Source organism: Pseudomonas sp. GW821-FHT04C07 (assembly GCF_059420325.1).
The window spans coordinates 680,845-699,616 of sequence record NZ_JBWKTM010000001.1 but is presented as its reverse complement, the minus strand read 5'-3'; the positions used below and the strand labels follow the sequence as shown (position 1 = coordinate 699,616).

The following is an 18,772-nucleotide window of genomic DNA, read 5'->3' as shown; positions in this document are numbered from 1 at the left end:
TGAAGCACGCAATAGACTGGGTCATTGGCTTTGCGCCTGTTTCAGAGCCAGAACATCCTTAGGCGTCACCATGTCGCCTTTCTTGTTGCCCCAGGCGTTGCGCTCGTAGGTCACGACAGCAGCGATATCGACTTCCGAAAGCTGTTTGCCGAACGCCGCCATAGCGGTGCCGGGCTTGCCGAAGTAGACGCGGTGCAGGTGATCTTCTTTTGGTCCGGTAGCAATCGGCGAGTCCTTGAGCGCCGGAAACATTGGCGGCAGGCCCTGGCCTTCAGCCTGGTGACAGGCGACGCAAGTGGTGTGATAGACCTTGTCGCCGCGAGCCACCAGTTCGTCGAGTGTCCACTCTTTGCTGGTCAGCTCTTTAAGCCTGGAGCTCTCGGCTTTGCGGTCAGCCAGCCAGGTGTCGTAATCAGCCTTGCTCTTGACCTCGACCACAACCGGCATGAAACCGTGGTCCTTGCCGCACAACTCCGAACACTGGCCACGGTAGATACCGGGCTTGTCGACCCGGGTCCAGGCTTCGTTGACGAACCCCGGAATCGCATCGCGCTTGACCGCGAATGCCGGCACCCACCAGGAGTGGATGACGTCGGCAGCGGTCACCAGAAAGCGCACCTTGGCGCCAACCGGCAACACCAGCGGCTGATCGACTTCCAGCAGATAGTGTTCGCCTTTGGTGGCCAGGTTATGAATCTGTTCGGCGGGGGTGGCCAGGTTGCTGAAGAACTCAACGTCCTGCCCGAGGTATTTGTAATGCCATTTCCACTGATAGCCGGTGACCTGGATGTCCACATCCGGCTCACTGGTGTCGTACATTTTGATCATGGTTATGGTCGCGGGAACGGCCATTGCCACCAGAATCACGAACGGAACCACAGTCCAGAGGATCTCGACCGTCGTACTTTCATGAAATTTGGCAGCTACCTGGCCGGTGGAGCGACGGTGGACGATCATCGACCAGAACATGGCACCGAAGACGATGATGCCAATCACCACACAGATCCAGAAAATGGTCATGTGCAGGTCGAATACCGCGTGACTCACCTCAGTAGCCCCTGGCGCCATATTCACGGTCCAGGCGGCTTGCGCCTGGCTGAATATCGACCACAACACAAGGCCCATCCAGACTTGTGGATGTCGCATCATCGCGGGTTCCCCTTATCGTTCTTTTTATCCCGCCGGCTTTCACCTGCGGCCAAGGGAGTGGCTGCCTAGACTACGAACTTAAACCGCCACGCCTTGGCTGCACCTGCAGCCGGGCGTTATCAGCTAACTTCATACAGACCCGAGTATAGACAGCGACTTCGACCTCGCAACGCGATGGCGTAAATCAACTGAGACACGCCGGCCTTGTGCCAGAGACCACGGATGGAGAGGGATACCTGACGAATGGTGGCAAATCGATATAGCGCTAGCGCATAACCATGAAATAATTATGACAAATGCGTCTTAGCAGTTTTTGCACGCAAGCTAACTTATGTCTTCCCTATTTCATTGCCTTGTTCCCTGGAGTTTTCATGAACACCGCCGCATTGCGCGAGCAGATCCAACGTGCCCATCAACATGAGGCCCAGACCGGCCATTTGACACGTCAGCTGGAAACTCAATTGCCGCACCTTCATCCGGCCATCCAACTGTCCGATGCCGACGCCAAGGGCGTTTTGACCCGTTTTGTCACAGCTTATATAGAACAAGTCCCGGACCTGCTCGACGCGGCCAACGAAGTGGCGCGTGAAGCGGGTATCGAAGACCAGATCAAACCGGTTCTGAAAATCGCCGAACAGTTCTTCATCCAGCCACCGGCAATCATGGCCGGCCATGAAGGCCTTGATAGCCTGCTGGACGAAGCCTATCTGGCTCATCGACTGGTCGAAGAGGTCAACGATCTCTACATCAAGCATTTCGGTCAGCCATTGATCCCACTGGATATGACTGTCGCCAACCTGATTGCCCACCAGCTGATCGGCGAAACATTCGCCAACCAACTGGATGAGGCCGTGCACCACGCCGTAGACGAAATGCTCAATGAAGAGAGCTTCGCGCTGGAATCCGTCGAGGCTTACCGCGAAAAACTCAACAGCCCGGATACCGGAGCCGCGTGGAAACGCTGGCCGTGCCTGTCGCGCCAACTGGGCGTAGAGCTGGAGCTGGATACGCCGGCTGTTTGAGCAGGAGCTGGCCAATTAAGCAATTTCAGGCACATCCTGCTCTCGTAGCAGTTGCCGTCAGGCTACGTTCGACCGCGAAGCGGTCGCAATACAGCAACCGCCTTCATACAGAAAGAATGAAAGCGCTGGATTTACGGCTGCTTCGCAGCCGAACGTAGCCTTCGGCAACTGCTACGGGTTTTGTGCCCGCCTCGCGGTCGGTGAGTTGCCTCGGCTGCGATCTTGCCCTGGGCAACAGCCTTGGGTTCAAACTCCGGCTGAACCCATGCCAACTGTCGTCCGCAGCCAAACCACACAGGGGTAGCAGATTAGAAGCGCGCTTTGGGCGTCGCAACGGGAATCGGATGGCTGCCATCCAGAGGCAGGAAACAGCCCTGGTCCGCGTCGTAGGCTTTGATTTCACTGGTTTCGATGCTGTAAACCCAACCATGGATAAACAGGTGACCGCTAGCCATGCGCGACGCCACCGAAGGGTGAGTGCGCAAATGCTGCAATTGGGCGATGACGTTTTCCTGGGTCAGCACCTGCATGCTTTCGTTTTCGTCTGCACAATCGCAGTTGTCCTGAACCATTGTCTTGGCCACCTCCGCATGGAGCAGCCAGGCTTTGACGGTGGGCATTTTTTCCAGGCTTTGCGGGTTGAGCACCGCGCGCATCGCGCCGCAATCCGAGTGTCCGCAAATGATGATGTGCTGCACGCCGAGCGCCAGTACCGCATATTCGATGGCCGTGGAGACACCACCATTCATTTGGCCATAAGGCGGCACCACGTTGCCCACGTTGCGGGTCACGAACAGGTCGCCCGGAGCGCTTTGGGTAATCAATTCCGGGACGATGCGCGAATCGGCACACGCGATGAACATCGCCCTTGGCCGTTGGGCCGTGGCGAGTTTTTTGAAGAGTTCTTCCTGTTGCGGGAAGATCTCGTGATGGAAGTGCAGAAAGCCGTCAACGATATGCTGCAGCGCTGCATCGGCGCTTTCAGCCTCCGCAAGGGCTGAAGCCGACGCAGCCAACGGCTGTTTATCCTTGTCACGCATGATTCATCCTCTTTGACGGATTAAGGGAATTTTTCAGCAGCACAGGGTCAGTGCCTGGCTAAAAACCACTCAACCACTGACCGTGACCAATCAGTCACTATATGAATACGGTAACCGCCAAAACTTGACTCGAACTGAATCAAACGCTCTAGTCCGCCACTTTCGCTCATGGAAAAACGTGACCAGAGTACCAGCTGCCTCACTATTATTGGCACTATTCAACGATAGGCCAATTCCTCTCAAAGCAATGACATCTGGCCGCCCGGCGGACAAAAAGCCTCGCAATCGAGATTGAATCCCTCCCCTCGATTGAGCCCCAGACGCTTGATGGCTTTGGCAAACCGTTGCGCCAGAAGATCGGCAAACGGTCCTTCGCCGCGCATTCGCGCTCCATAACGGCTGTCGTACAGCTCACCGCCTCGGCTCTGGCGAATCAGGCTCAGCACATGGGCTGCACGCTGCGGGTAGTGGGCGGCCAGCCACTCCTCGAACAGCGGCGCGACCTCCAGCGGCAGGCGCAGCATCATGTAGGCCGCGCTTTGTGCGCCAGCGGCGTGGGCTTCGCCAAGCAGACTTTCCAGTTCGCTGTCGTTGATCATCGGAATCATCGGTGAGCACAGCACGCCTACCGCAATTCCCGCTTCACGCATGACCTTGATTGCCCGCAACCTGGCCTTTGGTGCAGCAGCTCGCGGTTCGAGGATGCGTTTGAGCTCATCATCGAGCGTGGTCAGGCTGATCATCACCGCCACCAACCGTTGTTGCGCCAGCTCGACGAGCAGGTCCAGATCACGAAGAATCAATGAGCCTTTGGTGATGATAGTCACCGGATGGCGGTATCGCAGCAGCACTTCCAGGGTTCGCCGAGTGATTTTGTGCTCGCGCTCGATTGGCTGATAAGGATCAGTATTGGACCCAAGATTGATGGGCGCGCACTTATAACCGCGCTTGGAAAGCTGCTGCTCCAGCACAGCGGCGGCGTTGGTCTTGGCAATCAGCTTGGTCTCGAAATCCAGCCCTGGCGACAAGTCCCAATAGGCATGACTGGGCCGTGCATAGCAGTAAATACAGCCGTGCTCGCAGCCACGATAGGGATTGATCGAACGATCGAAGGGCAAGTCTGGCGAGTTGTTGCGAGTGATGATGGTTTTCGCCGTCTCGATGCGCACCTCGGTGCCTTGCGTCATCGGCGCTTCCTGATTCCAGCCGTCATCCTCGGCGACCGAGCGGTTCGGCGCGAAGCGGTTGTGCGGATTGGTTGCGGTGCCGCGTCCGCGAGGAGGCAGGGGAGTGAACATCGAACGGACCTCTATGCTGTATGTGCATACAGTATTTGAGTGTCAAAATTCTGGCCAGTACCATTCGGCACTTCAGCGGTGTTTCAGATTAAACCTGTGCGGCGCGTCGCCGCACAGGTTCAAGTGACAGCCATCAAACAAACATTAATTATTTTTTGTTATTTGTCCTACATTGTCCCCCGACATGGTTTTCATCTCATCTTTGCGCAAGGTGGCTACTTCACCGGGCTTAACTTCGGCCCCCTTGTTGCCCCAACTACTGCGAATAAAGTTGACCACATCGGCCACCTCCTGATCGGACAACCGCCAGGCAAACGCGGGCATGGTGAAGGTCGAAGGCGCCGTGTGGGTAGCGGGCAAGGTGCCGCCCTTCAGAACAATATGAATCAACGAGGTTGGGTCATCTGACTGCAACACCGGATTGCCCGCCAACGCCGGGAATACTCGCGTGTAACCGTGACCGTCAGTACGGTGGCAGGCAGCGCAGTTATCGATGTAGACCGACGCCCCGGGTTTGCTGTCGTCACCTTTCCACAATGCCTGGGCGACCTGCTTGTCGTAGGGGTGCGGCTGGTCGTTGGGGTCATTGGATGGCAGTGACTTGAGGTAACGAGCGATCGCGGTGAGGTCATCATTCGTCATGTACTGCATGCTGTGGAGCACCACATCGCTCATGCCACCGAACACTGCACTGCGATCACTGCGGCCGGTCTTGAGAAACTGCACCAGCTGCTCTTCGCTCCAACTGCCGAGACCGTCCTTGTGGTCACCCCTCAGGCTCTTCGCAATCCAGCCTTCCAGTGGCGCGCTGCCCGAGAGAAACTCACGGCCTTCATTGGCGCTCAAGGCTTTTTCCTGCATGGTCAGGGCTCGCGGCGTATGGCAGGCACCGCAATGGCCGAGACCGTCCACCAGGTACGCACCACGGCTGACCACAGGGTCTTCACCTGCGACGGCCTGATAGTCCTTGACGCTCGGCGCGAACATCCCGCGCCACATCGCCAATGGCCAACGCATGCTCAACGGCCAGGGAATGTCGCTGTCTTTATTGTCCCGAACCACTGGTGCAACGCCCTTCATGAAGTAGGCATATAGCGCCTGCATATCCGCTTCGCTGACGCGCGCATAGGATGGGTATGGCATGGCCGGGTAAAGTGTACTACCGCTTTTCGCGACGCCGTGGCGCACGGCCTTGTCGAAGTCTTCGAAGCTGTATTCGCCAATGCCGGTTTTGTCCGGCGTGATGTTAGTGGAGTAAATGGTGCCGATCGGCGTTTCCATCGCCAGCCCGCCCGCAAAGGGTTTGCCACCCTTGGCGGTGTGGCAGGCCACACAGTCTCCGGCGCGAGCCAGGTATTGGCCCTGACTGATCAGCGCTTGTTGATCAACTTCAGCAGCCAATGCCGACAGGTTGCTCAACAGCGTAAAGGTCGCGATAACGAGTGCTTTCATGGTCATCGCTCCTTAAGCCTGAACCAGCGGGCCGGGGTTCTTCAGGTATTGCTCACGGATCGCTCGGGCCGACCAGTAAGTCAACGCAGCCACCAGACCGGTGGGGTTGTAACCCAAACCTTGCGGGAAAGCCGATGCGCCGGGAACAAAGACGTTATGCACGTCCCAGCTCTGGAGGTAGCGATTGAGCGCACTGGTTTTCGGATTGGTGCCCATGATCGCGCCACCATTGAGATGAGTGGTCTGGTAGGCCGCGGTGTTGAAGTGTTCGCCGACTTTCTTGCCAAGCAGGGCGATGGCCTTGGGATTCATCGCTTCGGCGATCTTGCTCATCTTCCCGACCATGAAGCGATTCATCTTGATGTCGTTTTCTTGCCAGTCGAAGGTCATCCGCAGCAGCGGTAGGCCGTAGGCATCGCGGTACACCGGATCGAGATCGAGGTAGTTGCCACGGTAGGACTGATGCGCACCGTGGGCATCCATCGACACCTGATGGGTGTAGTAATCGGCTGTCGCTCGTTTCCAGGCACTGCCCCAGGCCGGAGTGCCCGGTGGGTTGGAGGTCCCGGCAATCGGCCGACTACCGGCCTGGTTGACCCACATCGGCGAACCGCCGACGAAACCGTGGGGGCCATGGTCGAAATTGTCGGCATTGAAATCATCCACCGCCACACCATTGCCGCCAGCGCCAATGAAGTTGTTGGTGTGCACATCCTTGTCGAAGTAGGCCTTGATGGTGGCCAGGTTCTGATACGCGAAATTCTTGCCCACCACGCCTTCGCCGCTGATCGGGTCATAAGGCTTGCCAATGCCGGAAAGCAGCATCAACCGTACGTTGTGGAGCTGGAACGCACCCAGGATTACCAGATCCGCTGGCTGCTCAATCTCCCGGCCCTGGGCGTCGATATAGGTGACGCCGGTAGCCTTGGTCCTGGTGCTGTCGAGATTGACCTTGAGCACATGGGAGTTAGGCCGCAACTCGAAGTTCGGCAGCGGCTTGAGCGCTGGCAGGATGTTCACGTTCGGCGAGGCTTTGGAATACATGTAGCAGACGTAGCCGCTGCAAAAACCACAGAAATTGCAGGGGCCCATCTGCGCACCGTAAGGGTTGGTGTATGGCCCCGAGGTATTGGCGGATGGCAAGTTGTAGGGTTTGTAACCCACGGCATTGGCGGCTTTCTGGAACAACTGCGCGGAGTAGGTGTTCTTCTGCGATTGCAGTGGGAAATGATTCGAACGATCTGGCGCGTAAGGGTTGCCGCCTTTGCCTTCGCCCACCACCTGACCGTTCACGGTCCAGGCCTGGCCCGAAGTGCCAAAGACTTTTTCGGCATAGTCGAAAAACGGCTCCAGTTCTTCGTAGCTGACACCGAAGTCCTGAATGGTCATGTCCTTGGGGATGAAGCTTTTGCCATAGCGCTCTTCGTAATGACTGCGCATGCGCAACTCGATCGGGTCGACCCGAAAGTGCACGCCGGACCAGTGCAAACCAGCGCCACCGACGCCATTACCCGGCAGAAAGGCGCCGAGTTGGCGATTCGGCAGGGCAACGTCATTCACGCTATGGCGAATGGTGACGGTCTCTTTCGATATGTCCTGAAAGAGTTTTTTACGCACGCTGTAGGTGAGTTCGTCGATGACCTGCGGATAGTTGCCGTCGGGGTAGGTGTCCTGCATCGGCCCGCGCTCCAGCGCCAGCACATTGAGGCCTGCTTCCGTCAGCTCCTTGGCCATGATTGCGCCGGTCCAGCCGAAACCAACGATCACTGCGTCGACCTTCTTCATTACAGTTGCCATGCTCAAGCCCTCTCGCCGCGAATCGACACTGCCGGGAAGGGGTATTGCTCGTTGCGTTCCACCCAATCCATGAAATCGGCGCGAGCGCCGGGGAAACCGATCATGGTCCAGCCGACCATGCCTTTATTGCCACCGTGGATCGGGTCGCAGAAGAACCCTTCCTTGGTGTTTTGCAGCAGGATGTTGAAGAAAATCTTCGACGGTACGCTGTCGAATTGCGCTTGGCCGGCCTCAAGTTGCTTGAGCAAATCGTCCTGGGTAGCGCTGTCTTGCGCAGCAAATAGCTTACCGTTGAGCGTTTTTGACCACGCATCCGTCGCAGCAATACCCAGGCGATAGATCTCTTTGGGCACCAACTTGCTCTGCCAGCCCATTTCCGGTGCCGCGTCGGCATTGAATGGCCCTTGCATGTACCACAAGGCTCCAGCGGCGTAAGGCGTGTTCATTTGCCGGTCGATGTATTCAGGCACACCCGCCTGGAGGGCTCCCGGACCTTGTTCGTCGGCGGGAATCAGACGCGCGACCGCAGCCTGGATAAACGCCCACTCTTGGGCGGTAAAAAAAACCGGCTCATAGGCAGCGCTGCTGACAGGCGTCTTGCCCGGGTTGGCAGGAGCCGCCTCAGGTGCCGCCAGCAGCACGGAGCTGCCCAGCGCAGTGCTGGCAACGGTGACCACAGGGATCAAGGTCAGGGATTTGCGTAAAAACTCACGCCGCGGGTTGTCTCGATCTTGATCGGACATGGGTGCACCTCATCAGGCATTCACGGATTTATCAGCCGCATCTAAAGAGCAGCTTGTCGTTTTTTTGGCAGCGATGTGGGTCGAGCTCAACCCGAAGGAAAAGAGCACATCAGCAAATTTTAGTTACAAATGGTAGCAGGCTAAGCATAAAGATGAATCGATTCAGCTTAAAATTGCAGAGTTTTCGATAATCCCGCCGTCCCAACAGACTTCACGATTCTTTGACAAGCCACTCACGGGCCTTTGACCCATTCGGCCCCACGCTAGATTCCACTCGCCCATTTCTCATTCACGGCCCCCTCACGCATGTCGAAAACCCGCGTCTTACCCGCACTGTGCTTTTCTTTCATGGCGCTCTTTGCGATAGCTCAGGTTCAGGCTGACGAAACCCAGTCGACCCGCCCCGCCGAATGGGCTCAACCGGTCGACGCGCAGTACAACCTCTACCAGATGTCCCCGACGCTCTACCGCAGCACGCTACCCGATCGCGCAGCGGTGCCGTCGCTGGAAAAACTCAAGGTCGGGACGGTCATCAACTTTCTGCCGGAGTCCGACTCCAACTGGTTGTCGGCACCGGGCATCACCCAGGTGCACCTGTCGTATAAAACCAACCATGTCGATGACGCCGAGGTACTGAGGGCCTTGCGGGCAATCAAGTCCGCTGAAAGCAAAGGTCCGGTACTGATTCACTGCAAACATGGCTCGGACCGCACCGGTCTGATGGCCGCGATGTACCGGGTGGTGGTGCAGGGCTGGAGCAAGGAGGACGCCTTGAACGAAATGACCCAAGGCGGCTTTGGCGACAGCACCCACTTCAAGGACGGGATTCGCTACATGATGAAGGCTGACATCGAAAAGCTGCGCGCTGCGCTGGTCAGCGGTGCGTGCAGTACCAGTGTGTTCGCCACCTGCTCGGTCAAAAGCTGGTTCAAAGCCGCCGACACGCAATAAGCACTCTGCGAGAAAACCTGCCAAGCCCCGTGGGAGACTGGCAGGTCGAGGGGATCGTCAGTCTTTTTTCAACTTCGGATTGGGGAAAAACTGCACGGTCTGCACCTTGGCATCCGGCACTTTCAACGCTGAAGTATTGACCCGCGTACCCAACTCCTTGGGTACCGACAGACCTTGCTCGTTGAGCGTGTCGCTATAACCGCAGGCCACGCATTCGCGGTGCGGCACGTCGTCTTCGCTCCACATCATCAATTTGTCCGGCTCGCTGCACGCCGGGCAGACTGCCCCGGCGATGAAGCGTTTTTTGGTTTTACTCACAGGCCTGTCACTCATGCTGCCGCGTCCTCACTCAGGCCGCTGTGGCGCAAGAGTGCGTCAATTGACGGCGCACGTCCGCGGAAATCGACGAACAGCACCATCGGCTCCTGAGAACCGCCGCGCGCCAGAATCGCTTCGCGGAACGCGCGACCGGTGTCGGCGTTGAACACACCTTCTTCCTCGAACCTCGAGAATGCATCAGCCGATAGCACTTCAGCCCATTTGTAGCTGTAGTAACCCGCCGCGTAACCGCCAGCGAAGATGTGCGCAAAGCTGTTAGGGAAGCGGTTATAGGCCGGCGGACGCATGACCGAAACTTCGTCGCGCACGCGCTCGAGCACTTGCAGCACGCTGCGGCCGTCGCCATGAGCGGAGTGGAGTTCGAAGTCGAACATCGAGAATTCCAACTGACGAACCATCATCAGCCCGGACTGGAAGTTTTTCGCTGCGAGCATTTTTTGCAGCAAGTCCTGCGGCAGCGGCTCGCCGGTTTCGTAATGACCGGAAATCAGCGCCAGGCCTTCCGGCTCCCAGCACCAGTTTTCCATGAACTGACTTGGCAACTCGACCGCATCCCACGCCACGCCGTTGATACCGGACACACCAGAGTATTCGACGCGGGTCAGCAGGTGATGCAGACCGTGACCGAATTCGTGGAACAGAGTGGTGACTTCATCGTGGGTCAGCAGCGCAGGCTTGCCGCCGACCGCCGGGGTGAAGTTGCAGACCAGATTCGCCACCGGGTTTTGCAGCACGCCTTCAGCAGTGCGGCGACGGTCGCGAGCGCCGTCCATCCAGGCACCGCCACGCTTGTTGGCGCGGGCATACAGATCGAAGAAGAAGCGCCCGACGTGCTCGCCGTTTTCCTTGATTTCGAACAGGCGAACGTCCGGGTGCCACGTGTCGAATTCTTTCAACTCGGCGATTTCGATGCCATACAGACGCTGGACGATGGCAAACAGGCCGCTCAGTACTTTATCGATCGGGAAGTACGCACGCAGGGCTTCCTGGGCGACGCTGTAACGTTGTTCACGGAGTTTTTCGCCGTAAAAACCGCTGTCCCAGCTTTGTAGATCCGGGCAGCCCTGTTCAGCGGCGTAAGCCTTCAGTTGCTCCAGATCCCGCGCGGCGAACGGTTTGCTGCGCGTGGCCAGATCACGCAGGAAGCTCAGCACCTGATCGCTGGACTCGGCCATTTTGGTCGCCAGGCTCAGCTCCGAGAAACTGGTGAAACCCAATAGTTTTGCAAGCTCCTGACGCAGGTCTAGGATCTCTTCCATCACCGGGCTGTTATCGTTCTGACCGGCGTTCGGGCCTTGGTCCGACGCACGGGTGCAGTAAGCGGCGTAGACTTCTTCGCGCAACGCGCGGTCATGCGCGTAGGTCATCACCGCGAAGTAGCTTGGGAATTCCAGGCTGATCAGCCAGCCTTCCAGGTCTTTGGCCTGGGCGGCGGCGGCCATTTGCGCCTTGGCCGAATCGGTCAGGCCGGCAAGGGCTGCTTCGTCAGTGATGTGTTTGGTCCAGGCTTGGGTGGCATCGAGCAATTGGTTGGAGAAACGGCTGGCCAGCTCGGACAGTTTGCTCTGGACCTCGGCGTAACGCTTTTGCTCAGGCGCAGGCAAATCGATACCCGACAGACGGAAGTCACGCAGCGCGTGTTCAAGAATGGTTTTTTGCGCGACGTCGAAACCGGCCGCTTCCGGGCTGTTGACCAGCGCTTCATAGGCCTCGAACAATTCGCGGTTCTGGCCCAATTCGGTGGCGTAGGCGCTCAGTGCTGGCAGGCAGGACTCGTAAGCCTCGCGCAGTTCAGCACTATTGCATACGGCATTCAGATGGCTGACCGGACTCCAGGCAGAGCCCAGGCGATCGTTGAGTTCATCCATGGCCAGCACCAGACCGGCCCAGGTAGGCTGTTTGCCCTGACTTTCGAGGATGCCAGCGATAGCGGCGCGGTTGTCAGCGAGGATCTGTTCAATGGCCGGTTGCACATGCTCGGCGCGGATCGCCGAGAACGGCGGCAGGTCGTAGGGCTGCAGAAGAGGGTTGTTCACGCTCACGGTTTGGCACCTTGGCTGGAAGAAACATTGGGCCATCTTAATTACAATCGACGCTCACCGCAGCTATCAACCCCATTAATAAATGTCACAGAGGTAACGCAACTTGGCCATTCGCACCTACCAGAACCACACGCCTACACTGGGCGAGCGGGCTTTTGTCGACTGCTCGGCGGTGGTCATCGGCGACGTTGAAATCGGTGCTGACAGCTCGATCTGGCCGTTGACGGTGATCCGCGGCGACATGCACCGCATCCGCATCGGGGAGCGCACCAGCGTGCAGGACGGCTGCGTGTTGCACATCACTCACGCAGGTCCCTTCAATCCGGACGGTTTCCCTCTGCTGATCGGTGATGACGTGACCATCGCCCACAAAGTGATGCTCCACGGCTGCACTGTTGGCAGCCGAATCCTGATTGGCATGGGCAGCATTGTCATGGACGGCGCAGTGGTGGAAGACGACGTAATCATCGGTGCTGGCAGTCTGGTACCACCAGGCAAGTGCCTGGAGAGCGGTTTTCTCTATGTGGGCAGCCCGGTCAAACAGGTCCGGCCGCTGACTGACAAAGAGCGCGCCTTTTTCACCTACAGCGCGGCCAATTACGTGAAGCTCAAGGATCTCCATCTGGCCGAAGGCTACGACCAGGCTTGACCCTAGTGGCCTGTGTGGCTAGCGCTATTACTCAGGAATCACCATGCATTACCAAACTGTTTTGTTCGACCTCGATGGCACCCTGACCGACCCTCGCGAAGGCATTACACGTTCAATCCAGTTCGCGCTGAGCAAACTGGGCATTGATGAGCCGGACCTGACCAGGCTTGAACACTTTATCGGCCCGCCGCTACTGCAGGCTTTCATGCAGTTCTACGACTTCGACGAGGCCAGGGCCTGGGAAGCGGTGAATTTCTATCGTGAGCGCTTCAAGGTCACCGGGCTGTATGAAAACCGCGTGTTCGACGGTGTCACGCCACTGCTTGAAACTCTGAACGGGCAAGGGCGGCAGCTGTATATTGCGACCTCGAAACCTTGGGTGTTTGCGCGGGAAATTGCCCGACACTTTGATTTCGCCCGGCACTTCAAAGTGATCTACGGCAGCGAACTGGACGGCACCCGTACCGATAAGGTCGAGCTGATCCGCCATCTGCTGGCCGAAGAAGGTCTCGACCCAAGCGACACACTGATGATCGGCGACCGCAAACACGACCTCATCGGCGCCAGGCGCAACGGGCTGGATGCGGCAGCTGTGGGCTACGGCTTTGGTAGCCGTGAAGAATTAAGCGCTGAGCAGCCGGCTTATCACTTCGAGACGCTGGCTGAGTTGCATCAGGCGTTTTTGCAGCGCTAATCAAATCGAATCGCGGGCAAGCCTCGCTCCTACGGGGGCAATCGGCGGCGGTTAGACATCCTGTAGGAGCGAGGCTTGCCCGCGATGGCGTCTTCACAGACACATCCTGATGCACAGCCATGCCCTCATCTCCCCTTCGTCGATCTAGCCTCAAATGCACAGGCCACGATCAAGGAGGATCATCAATGCCTACCTCTCCCCACGCTCATCGACTTCGTACAGGACGCCATTCAGAGCCCGGCCAAATCTACTTACTGACAGCGGTCGTCCTCAACCGGGAGCCTGTTTTCAACAACCTGAAAAGTGGTCGCTTGGTGGTCAATGCATTCAAAAAAGCTCAGCAAGAACAATTCGCCGACTCGTTGGCCTGGGTTGTAATGCCCGATCATTTCCACTGGCTGATCGAACTGCAAAACATCAACCTTTCAACATTGATGGCACGCACCAAATCCCGCATTACGGTAGCCCTGAATCGTTCGGCGCAACGCGAAGGCTCGCTGTGGCAACATGGCTACCATGACCGAGCTATCCGCAGAGAAGAAGATTTGCAAGCGGTTGCCCGCTACATCGTTGCAAACCCACTGCGCGCCGGGCTGGTAAAGCGGGTCGCGGACTATCCGCTTTGGGATGCAGTCTGGCTTTGATTTGAGGTCAATCCTTCCGGCCCCATCGCGGGCAAGTCGGATCGCCGCACCGCTCGCTCCTACAGGATGTCTAACCGCCGCCGATTGACCCCGTAGGAGCGAGCGTGTTGGCGATCCGACTTGCCCGCGATGATTTTTGTACTGCCAGTGGCATTTTGGAGCCGGCCAACGATTTCAGCGCCGCCCTGCGCTGCTCAACCGGCAAAGCGCCCAATTTCTCCACTTCGCCATAAAACTTCACCCAATCCCCACCCGACTGCCTTAACAACGCCGCAAACGCCGGCACCCACTGATCGTAGAGTCCGAAGGGCAGCAACCGAGCGTTATTCATTGGCGCGTTGATCCAGGCGTCGTAACGATTCGCACCGGCCCATTGGCTGTCACGCAGTTGTCGATAGTCGCGGCGCAACCGCTCGAACTCCTCAGCTTTGCGCTGGCGCATCTGCGCGGTCGGCAGCGGTGATGCATATAGCCGCTCAAGCCGTGTGCGGGTGTCCAGAAGCAGCTGGATAAACTGATCCCGCTGCTGCACATCAGCCTCGCTGGCTGGCGGCAACCCGCGGGCCGCACGCCACTGGCGAGTGCCTTCCTGCTCGACGAAGTTGGCGAAAGACTCGTTGAACTCGGTGTCGTCCTTTACATAAAAACGCTGGTGCGCCAACTCGTGGAAGATCAGCGTCGCCAGTCGCTCATCACCCCAACCCATCATCGAATTGATAATCGGATCGTTGAACCAGCCCAGGGTCGAATAGGCCTCGACGCCGCTGATCGACACATCCATGCCTTGCTGGCGTTGCAACGCCGCCTCACCTCGCGCCGCGCCCTGGCTGTAATAACCGCGATAGGCGACACAACCGGCAATCGGGAAACAATGATGTTGCGGCGTCAGGGAAAACTCGGCCGTGGCGAACACGTTCCACACCACATAAGGCCGGCCGATATCGGCGTACAGGCGATAACTTTTGTTATTGGGCAGGTGCAAGTGCTCACTGGCGAAGTCGCGGGCTTTCTGCGATTGGGCCAGACGCTCGCGCAGCTTCGGGTCACGAGCAGGGTCGGCAATCACCTTGGCCACAGGCTCGCGGGCCTGCAGTAGCTGCCACTGACCGCTGGCCAATTGGCTGTAGTAACTGACGCTGGAACAACCGTTCAGCAGCAAAAGCAACAACCCTGGAAACAAAAGCCATAAAAGACGGTCGAGTACCCCATGGCTCATACGCTGCTGCCTATCCAAATCGAACCATCCCGTGAATGTCTGCTGCAAGACTATCTCGCCTTCCTGGAGCTTCGCTATGCGCGTGTTAATGCTGACGGGTGGCCTGCTGATGTTAGCTGGCTGTGCTGGACTGCCCACCCCTGATCCGGCGCAAGCCTGGATCGATCTCAAAGCTCATCAGGACACGACGCTGCAAGCGCTGAAAGTCGACGGAAAAACCTCAACCGACAAGCGCTATTTCGAAGTTCAGCCCGGTAGCCATGAGTTGACTGTTCGTTACCAATTCTCGGTAGAGCCGACCAATATCGGTCCGGACACCGAACGGCTTTGGCGCGACTGTCAGTTGAGTGTGAAATTCAATGACTTCAACGCCGGTCAACGTTATCAACTGCACGCCGGGAACATCGGCTTCCGGCCATGGGCCAAGCTCTATGACCAGCAGATGAGGGTAGTAGGTCAAGGACACCCCAGAGGCTGTCAACGAAGCTGATCGGAGCTATGCTAAATGTATCTTGATCTCAATCGCCGACATCATGCGCCAGTCTTTGCTTTTACTCGCCCTGACCACTCTCAGTGCCTGCACCAGCCCTTTACCGAGTGTCGATCCGCAACAAGCCTGGATCGACCTCGCCACCCCGACCCCCGGCGCCAGGGTGATATTGGCCGAGCGTCTGGATCACCAGCGGTTGAGCGACGGGCGTTTTTTTCAGGTCACACCCGGCAGCCATGAACTGGTAGTGCGCTTCGATTTCGAAACATTTGCAGGTAAATTAGGCATGATGATACAACCGCGGGTGCGCCTCTGTTACCTGACAGTGCGCTACGACCACTTCGAGGCGGGCCAGCGTTACCGACTGGAAGCCCGCTCGCTGTCCTTCGACGCCAGCGCCCGGCTGTATAACGCCAAAGGCGAGATCGTGGCAGAAGATCGGATGGTCAATTGCGTACCGTAACAGGGCTTAACGGTCGTTCTTCTGATAGATGATTTTCCTGGTGCCGTTTTCGCAGGTGCCGACCACCATATTCTGATCATGCACCTCGTCATTATTCACGATCTCCAACGTGTAGGACGCCACGTTGTTGGCCTGAATCTTTGCTTCGATCTCGGCCTTGAGCTCTTCACAAGACTTCGTTGCCGCCAGGGCCGAGGTGGTCAGCGCGCAACAGATAATCGCCAAAGCAAAACGTTTCATGGTTACAACTCCCTTGATGCAGCGCGCACTGTCATACGCAGAAGCCGCATTCACCCATTCGACCACAGTTTCGCAAACCGAGTTCTGATTTGGCTCAAATCCGGGGGGACACCCAAAAAAGATCGCAGCCTCTGGGCAGCACCTACAGGAGCTGCCCAGAGGCTGCGATCTTTTACGTCACACCAGACTTCTGGATCAGTCTAACAACGTCCCATCGAGCGTGATCCTGGCATTCAACACCTTCGACACCGGGCAACCTTCTTTGGCTTTTTTGCTCAGCTCGTCGAATTGCTGCTGACTGGCGCCTGGGATTTTCGCCTTGAGCGTCAGATGCACGGCGGTAATTGCAAAGCCACCGTCCACCTGATCCAGCGTCACCTCGGCATTGGTATCAATGCTGGTGGCTTTGAGGTTGGCCTCGCCGAGAATCATCGAAAAGGCCATGGAGAAACAACCCGCATGAGCTGCACCGATCAGCTCTTCCGGGTTGGTGCCCGGGCCGCCTTCGAAGCGTGCCTTGAAGCCATAAGGTGCATTTCTCAGAGCCCCGGTTTCGGTCGAGATGGAGCCAAGCCCAGTCTTCAGATCACCGACCCAATGAGCCGATGCTTTCTTTTTGATACTCATCTGTGCCTCCTCAAGATCCAGCGCGAAGGATCGCGCCTTCATGGTTTTCCGTTACTAGGGTTCTGAGAATAGAAGGTCTGGCAGAGTTCACCTTGTCGGATCAAACCGCTTATCTGGCAGGCAAAATCAGCTCTGCTATTGAATCTCGGGTATATGCCCACATTGCATAGAACACGCTTATAGAAATCGGCAGGTTTTGGCTCGTGACAAAAGCCTGCACACCCAACGGAGAAGCAGGCTTATGAAACGACTGTCTGACATCAAGTTCTCGACCCTCGACCTGGTTCCGGTCCGCGCGGATGGCAGCCCGGCGCAATCGCTGCGCAACTCGCTGGATCTGGCGCAACACGTCGAGAAATTCGGCTACAACCGTTTCTGGGTCGCCGAACACCACAATATGGACGGTATCGCCAGCTCCGCGACTTCCGTGCTGCTCGGTTATCTGGCCGGCGGTACCTCGACCATTCGCGTGGGCTCCGGCGGTGTGATGCTGCCCAACCACGCCCCATTGGTCATCGCCGAGCAGTTCGGAACCCTGGAAAGCCTGTATCCGGGCCGGATCGACCTCGGCTTGGGCCGCGCACCCGGTTCCGACCAGATGACCGCCCGTGCCCTGCGCCGTGAACGCTCCGGCAGCGCCGACGACTTCCCCGAAGATGTGGCCGAACTGATGAGATACCTCGGCCCGCGCACACCTGATCAAAAAGTGATCGCCGTTCCGGGCACCGGCACCCACGTGCCGGTCTGGCTGCTGGGTTCAAGTCTGTTCAGTGCGCAACTGGCCGGGGAGCGCGGTTTGCCCTACGCCTTCGCCTCGCATTTCGCACCGCGCTATATGCACGAAGCCATTCGCGTCTACCGTAATCACTTCAAGCCTTCGGCAGTGCTCGACAAGCCTTACGTGATGCTCGGCGTGCCGCTGGTGGCCGCGGATACCGACGAGCAGGCCGATTACCTGGCGACCTCGGTCTATCAACGGATTCTGGCCCTGATGCGCGGCCAAAGTCTGGTGCAGCGCGCCCCCGTGAAAACCATGGACGGCCTGTGGTTGCCCCATGAGAAAGAAGCGGTGGCGAGCTTCCTTGGTCTGGCGATGGTCGGTAGCCCGGAGAAAATCCGCGCGAAACTGGAAGTGCTGATCGAACAGACAGGTGCCGATGAGCTGATTTTCACCTGTGATTTGTACGAGCATGCCGATCGACTGCATTCCTACGAATTGTTGGCGCAGGTCATGAAAGGCTGAACCGGATCAAATGGAGCGCCGAGAACAGGATTCGGGGCGAATCAATAAAAAAAGCCGACGCAACCGCGTCGGCTTTTCCATCTACAAGGGGGGGGAACAATCCTACTTCTTGTAGACGATGACCTTGCTGCCGCTTTCGCACTTACCGACCACTTTCCCACCAGCCGCAGCGCCTTTATCAACGATGTCCAGCGAATAGCCAGAAACGTGCCTGGCATCGAGTTTCGCCGCAATCTCGCCTTTCAGTGTTTCGCACGATTTGCCTGCAGCAAGGGCTGTCCCCGCAATGCTCAGCAGACCTATCGCCAAAATAAATTTCTTCATCGGTCACATTCCCTGGTCGGATCAAAAAGAGGCGTCAACGTTCGACGCTGACGCGCTCACGTCTGTGGCGCTTTGCCATTCACTATGGCAATCGGCCAGCGCACAGGCTCAGAAGCCTAGCTCAATCTCAGCTACTGGCAATCCGGAATCCGACTTTGATAGTGACCTGGAAGTGTGCTGCCTTGCCGTCCTTGATATGCCCACGGGTTTCGATCACTTCGAACCATTCCATGAATTTGATGCTTTTACTGGCCTGAGCCAGAGCGTTGTTGATGGCGTCTTCAATGCTGTTGAGGGAAGAGCCAACCAGTTCGACTTTCTTGTAGGTGTGATGGTCACTCATGGCGTT

General features: G+C 57.5%; 21 protein-coding genes. 8 read left to right on the top strand and 13 right to left on the bottom strand.

Annotated elements, in window-relative coordinates:
- Nucleotides 1–21 precede the first annotated feature (21 nt).
- Entirely contained in the window at nt 22–1,149 is a 1,128-nt protein-coding gene (gene coxB, locus AC07UI_RS03300) for a cytochrome c oxidase subunit II (protein ID WP_494991116.1), read from the bottom strand.
- Between the two features lie 371 nt (nt 1,150–1,520).
- Between coxB and AC07UI_RS03295 the strand changes: the two genes are divergently transcribed.
- Nucleotides 1,521–2,171, top strand: coding sequence for a hypothetical protein (locus AC07UI_RS03295; RefSeq protein ID WP_494991115.1), 651 nt, complete (start codon nt 1,521–1,523; stop codon nt 2,169–2,171).
- Between the two features lie 308 nt (nt 2,172–2,479).
- Here the strand turns inward: AC07UI_RS03295 and AC07UI_RS03290 are convergent, their stop codons facing one another.
- The 5 genes from AC07UI_RS03290 to AC07UI_RS03270 all read right to left on the bottom strand — a co-directional run bounded on the left by AC07UI_RS03290 (nt 2,480) and on the right by AC07UI_RS03270 (nt 8,501).
- Nucleotides 2,480–3,211 carry a carbonic anhydrase gene (locus tag AC07UI_RS03290; RefSeq protein ID WP_494991114.1) on the bottom strand — a complete coding sequence of 244 codons (732 nt, stop codon included), beginning with the start codon at nt 3,209–3,211 and terminating at the stop codon, nt 2,480–2,482.
- 239 nt (nt 3,212–3,450) lie between these two features.
- Nucleotides 3,451–4,509, bottom strand: coding sequence for a PA0069 family radical SAM protein (locus AC07UI_RS03285; protein WP_494991113.1), 1,059 nt, complete (start codon nt 4,507–4,509; stop codon nt 3,451–3,453).
- 144 nt (nt 4,510–4,653) lie between these two features.
- Entirely contained in the window at nt 4,654–5,961 is a 1,308-nt protein-coding gene (locus tag AC07UI_RS03280; RefSeq protein WP_494991112.1) for a c-type cytochrome, read from the bottom strand.
- Nucleotides 5,962–5,973: 12 nt separating this feature from the next.
- Nucleotides 5,974–7,758 carry a GMC family oxidoreductase gene (locus AC07UI_RS03275; RefSeq protein ID WP_494991111.1) on the bottom strand — a complete coding sequence of 595 codons (1,785 nt, stop codon included), beginning with the start codon at nt 7,756–7,758 and terminating at the stop codon, nt 5,974–5,976.
- A 2-nt stretch (nt 7,759–7,760) separates the two neighbouring features.
- A complete protein-coding gene (locus AC07UI_RS03270; RefSeq protein ID WP_494991110.1) occupies nt 7,761–8,501 on the bottom strand; it encodes a gluconate 2-dehydrogenase subunit 3 family protein in 741 nt (246 codons plus the stop codon).
- A gap of 306 nt (nt 8,502–8,807) precedes the next feature.
- Between AC07UI_RS03270 and AC07UI_RS03265 the strand changes: the two genes are divergently transcribed.
- Nucleotides 8,808–9,452: a dual specificity protein phosphatase family protein gene (locus AC07UI_RS03265; protein ID WP_494991109.1), complete on the top strand. Its 645-nt coding sequence runs from the start codon at nt 8,808–8,810 to the stop codon at nt 9,450–9,452.
- 57 nt (nt 9,453–9,509) lie between these two features.
- Here AC07UI_RS03265 and AC07UI_RS03260 read toward each other — a convergent pair whose 3' ends face one another.
- Together AC07UI_RS03260 and prlC are read right to left on the bottom strand one after the other, a co-directional pair.
- Nucleotides 9,510–9,785, bottom strand: a complete 276-nt coding sequence (locus tag AC07UI_RS03260; protein ID WP_494991108.1) for a YheV family putative zinc ribbon protein — start codon at nt 9,783–9,785, stop codon at nt 9,510–9,512.
- Nucleotides 9,782–11,869, bottom strand: a complete 2,088-nt coding sequence (prlC, locus tag AC07UI_RS03255; RefSeq protein ID WP_494991107.1) for an oligopeptidase A — start codon at nt 11,867–11,869, stop codon at nt 9,782–9,784. Before prlC ends, AC07UI_RS03260 begins: the two co-directional genes overlap by 4 nt.
- Nucleotides 11,870–11,936: 67 nt before the next feature.
- Here prlC and AC07UI_RS03250 point away from each other — a divergent pair, with 67 nt between their 5' ends.
- The 3 genes from AC07UI_RS03250 (at nt 11,937) to AC07UI_RS03240 (ending at nt 13,820) form a co-directional block, all read left to right on the top strand.
- Complete coding sequence (locus AC07UI_RS03250; protein WP_494991106.1) at nt 11,937–12,482, top strand: gamma carbonic anhydrase family protein; 546 nt, start codon at nt 11,937–11,939, stop codon at nt 12,480–12,482.
- A 43-nt stretch (nt 12,483–12,525) separates the two neighbouring features.
- Entirely contained in the window at nt 12,526–13,176 is a 651-nt protein-coding gene (locus AC07UI_RS03245) for an HAD family hydrolase (protein WP_494991105.1), read from the top strand.
- Between the two features lie 185 nt (nt 13,177–13,361).
- Nucleotides 13,362–13,820 (top strand): REP-associated tyrosine transposase, encoded by a 459-nt coding sequence (locus AC07UI_RS03240; protein ID WP_494991104.1) that lies wholly within the window; start codon nt 13,362–13,364, stop codon nt 13,818–13,820.
- A 70-nt stretch (nt 13,821–13,890) separates the two neighbouring features.
- On the opposite strand, the gene AC07UI_RS03235 is transcribed toward AC07UI_RS03240, so the two are convergent.
- Nucleotides 13,891–15,036, bottom strand: coding sequence for an aminopeptidase (locus tag AC07UI_RS03235; RefSeq protein ID WP_494991103.1), 1,146 nt, complete (start codon nt 15,034–15,036; stop codon nt 13,891–13,893).
- Between the two features lie 76 nt (nt 15,037–15,112).
- Here AC07UI_RS03235 and AC07UI_RS03230 point away from each other — a divergent pair, with 76 nt between their 5' ends.
- Complete coding sequence (locus AC07UI_RS03230) at nt 15,113–15,526, top strand: PA0061/PA0062 family lipoprotein (protein WP_494991102.1); 414 nt, start codon at nt 15,113–15,115, stop codon at nt 15,524–15,526.
- A gap of 43 nt (nt 15,527–15,569) precedes the next feature.
- On the top strand, nt 15,570–15,989 hold the full coding sequence (locus AC07UI_RS03225) for a PA0061/PA0062 family lipoprotein (protein WP_494991101.1): 420 nt from the start codon (nt 15,570–15,572) through the stop codon (nt 15,987–15,989).
- A gap of 6 nt (nt 15,990–15,995) precedes the next feature.
- Here the strand turns inward: AC07UI_RS03225 and AC07UI_RS03220 are convergent, their stop codons facing one another.
- Both AC07UI_RS03220 and AC07UI_RS03215 read right to left on the bottom strand, forming a co-directional pair.
- Nucleotides 15,996–16,229: a DUF1161 domain-containing protein gene (locus tag AC07UI_RS03220; protein WP_494991100.1), complete on the bottom strand. Its 234-nt coding sequence runs from the start codon at nt 16,227–16,229 to the stop codon at nt 15,996–15,998.
- 195 nt (nt 16,230–16,424) lie between these two features.
- A complete protein-coding gene (locus AC07UI_RS03215) occupies nt 16,425–16,856 on the bottom strand; it encodes an OsmC family protein (protein ID WP_494991099.1) in 432 nt (143 codons plus the stop codon).
- A 241-nt stretch (nt 16,857–17,097) separates the two neighbouring features.
- Here AC07UI_RS03215 and AC07UI_RS03210 point away from each other — a divergent pair, with 241 nt between their 5' ends.
- Nucleotides 17,098–18,099 carry an LLM class flavin-dependent oxidoreductase gene (locus tag AC07UI_RS03210; RefSeq protein ID WP_494991098.1) on the top strand — a complete coding sequence of 334 codons (1,002 nt, stop codon included), beginning with the start codon at nt 17,098–17,100 and terminating at the stop codon, nt 18,097–18,099.
- A 102-nt stretch (nt 18,100–18,201) separates the two neighbouring features.
- Here the strand turns inward: AC07UI_RS03210 and AC07UI_RS03205 are convergent, their stop codons facing one another.
- On the bottom strand, nt 18,202–18,423 hold the full coding sequence (locus tag AC07UI_RS03205) for a DUF1161 domain-containing protein (protein ID WP_494991097.1): 222 nt from the start codon (nt 18,421–18,423) through the stop codon (nt 18,202–18,204).
- A gap of 127 nt (nt 18,424–18,550) precedes the next feature.
- A complete protein-coding gene (locus tag AC07UI_RS03200) occupies nt 18,551–18,766 on the bottom strand; it encodes a dodecin (protein WP_494991096.1) in 216 nt (71 codons plus the stop codon).
- Nucleotides 18,767–18,772: the final 6 nt, after the last annotated feature.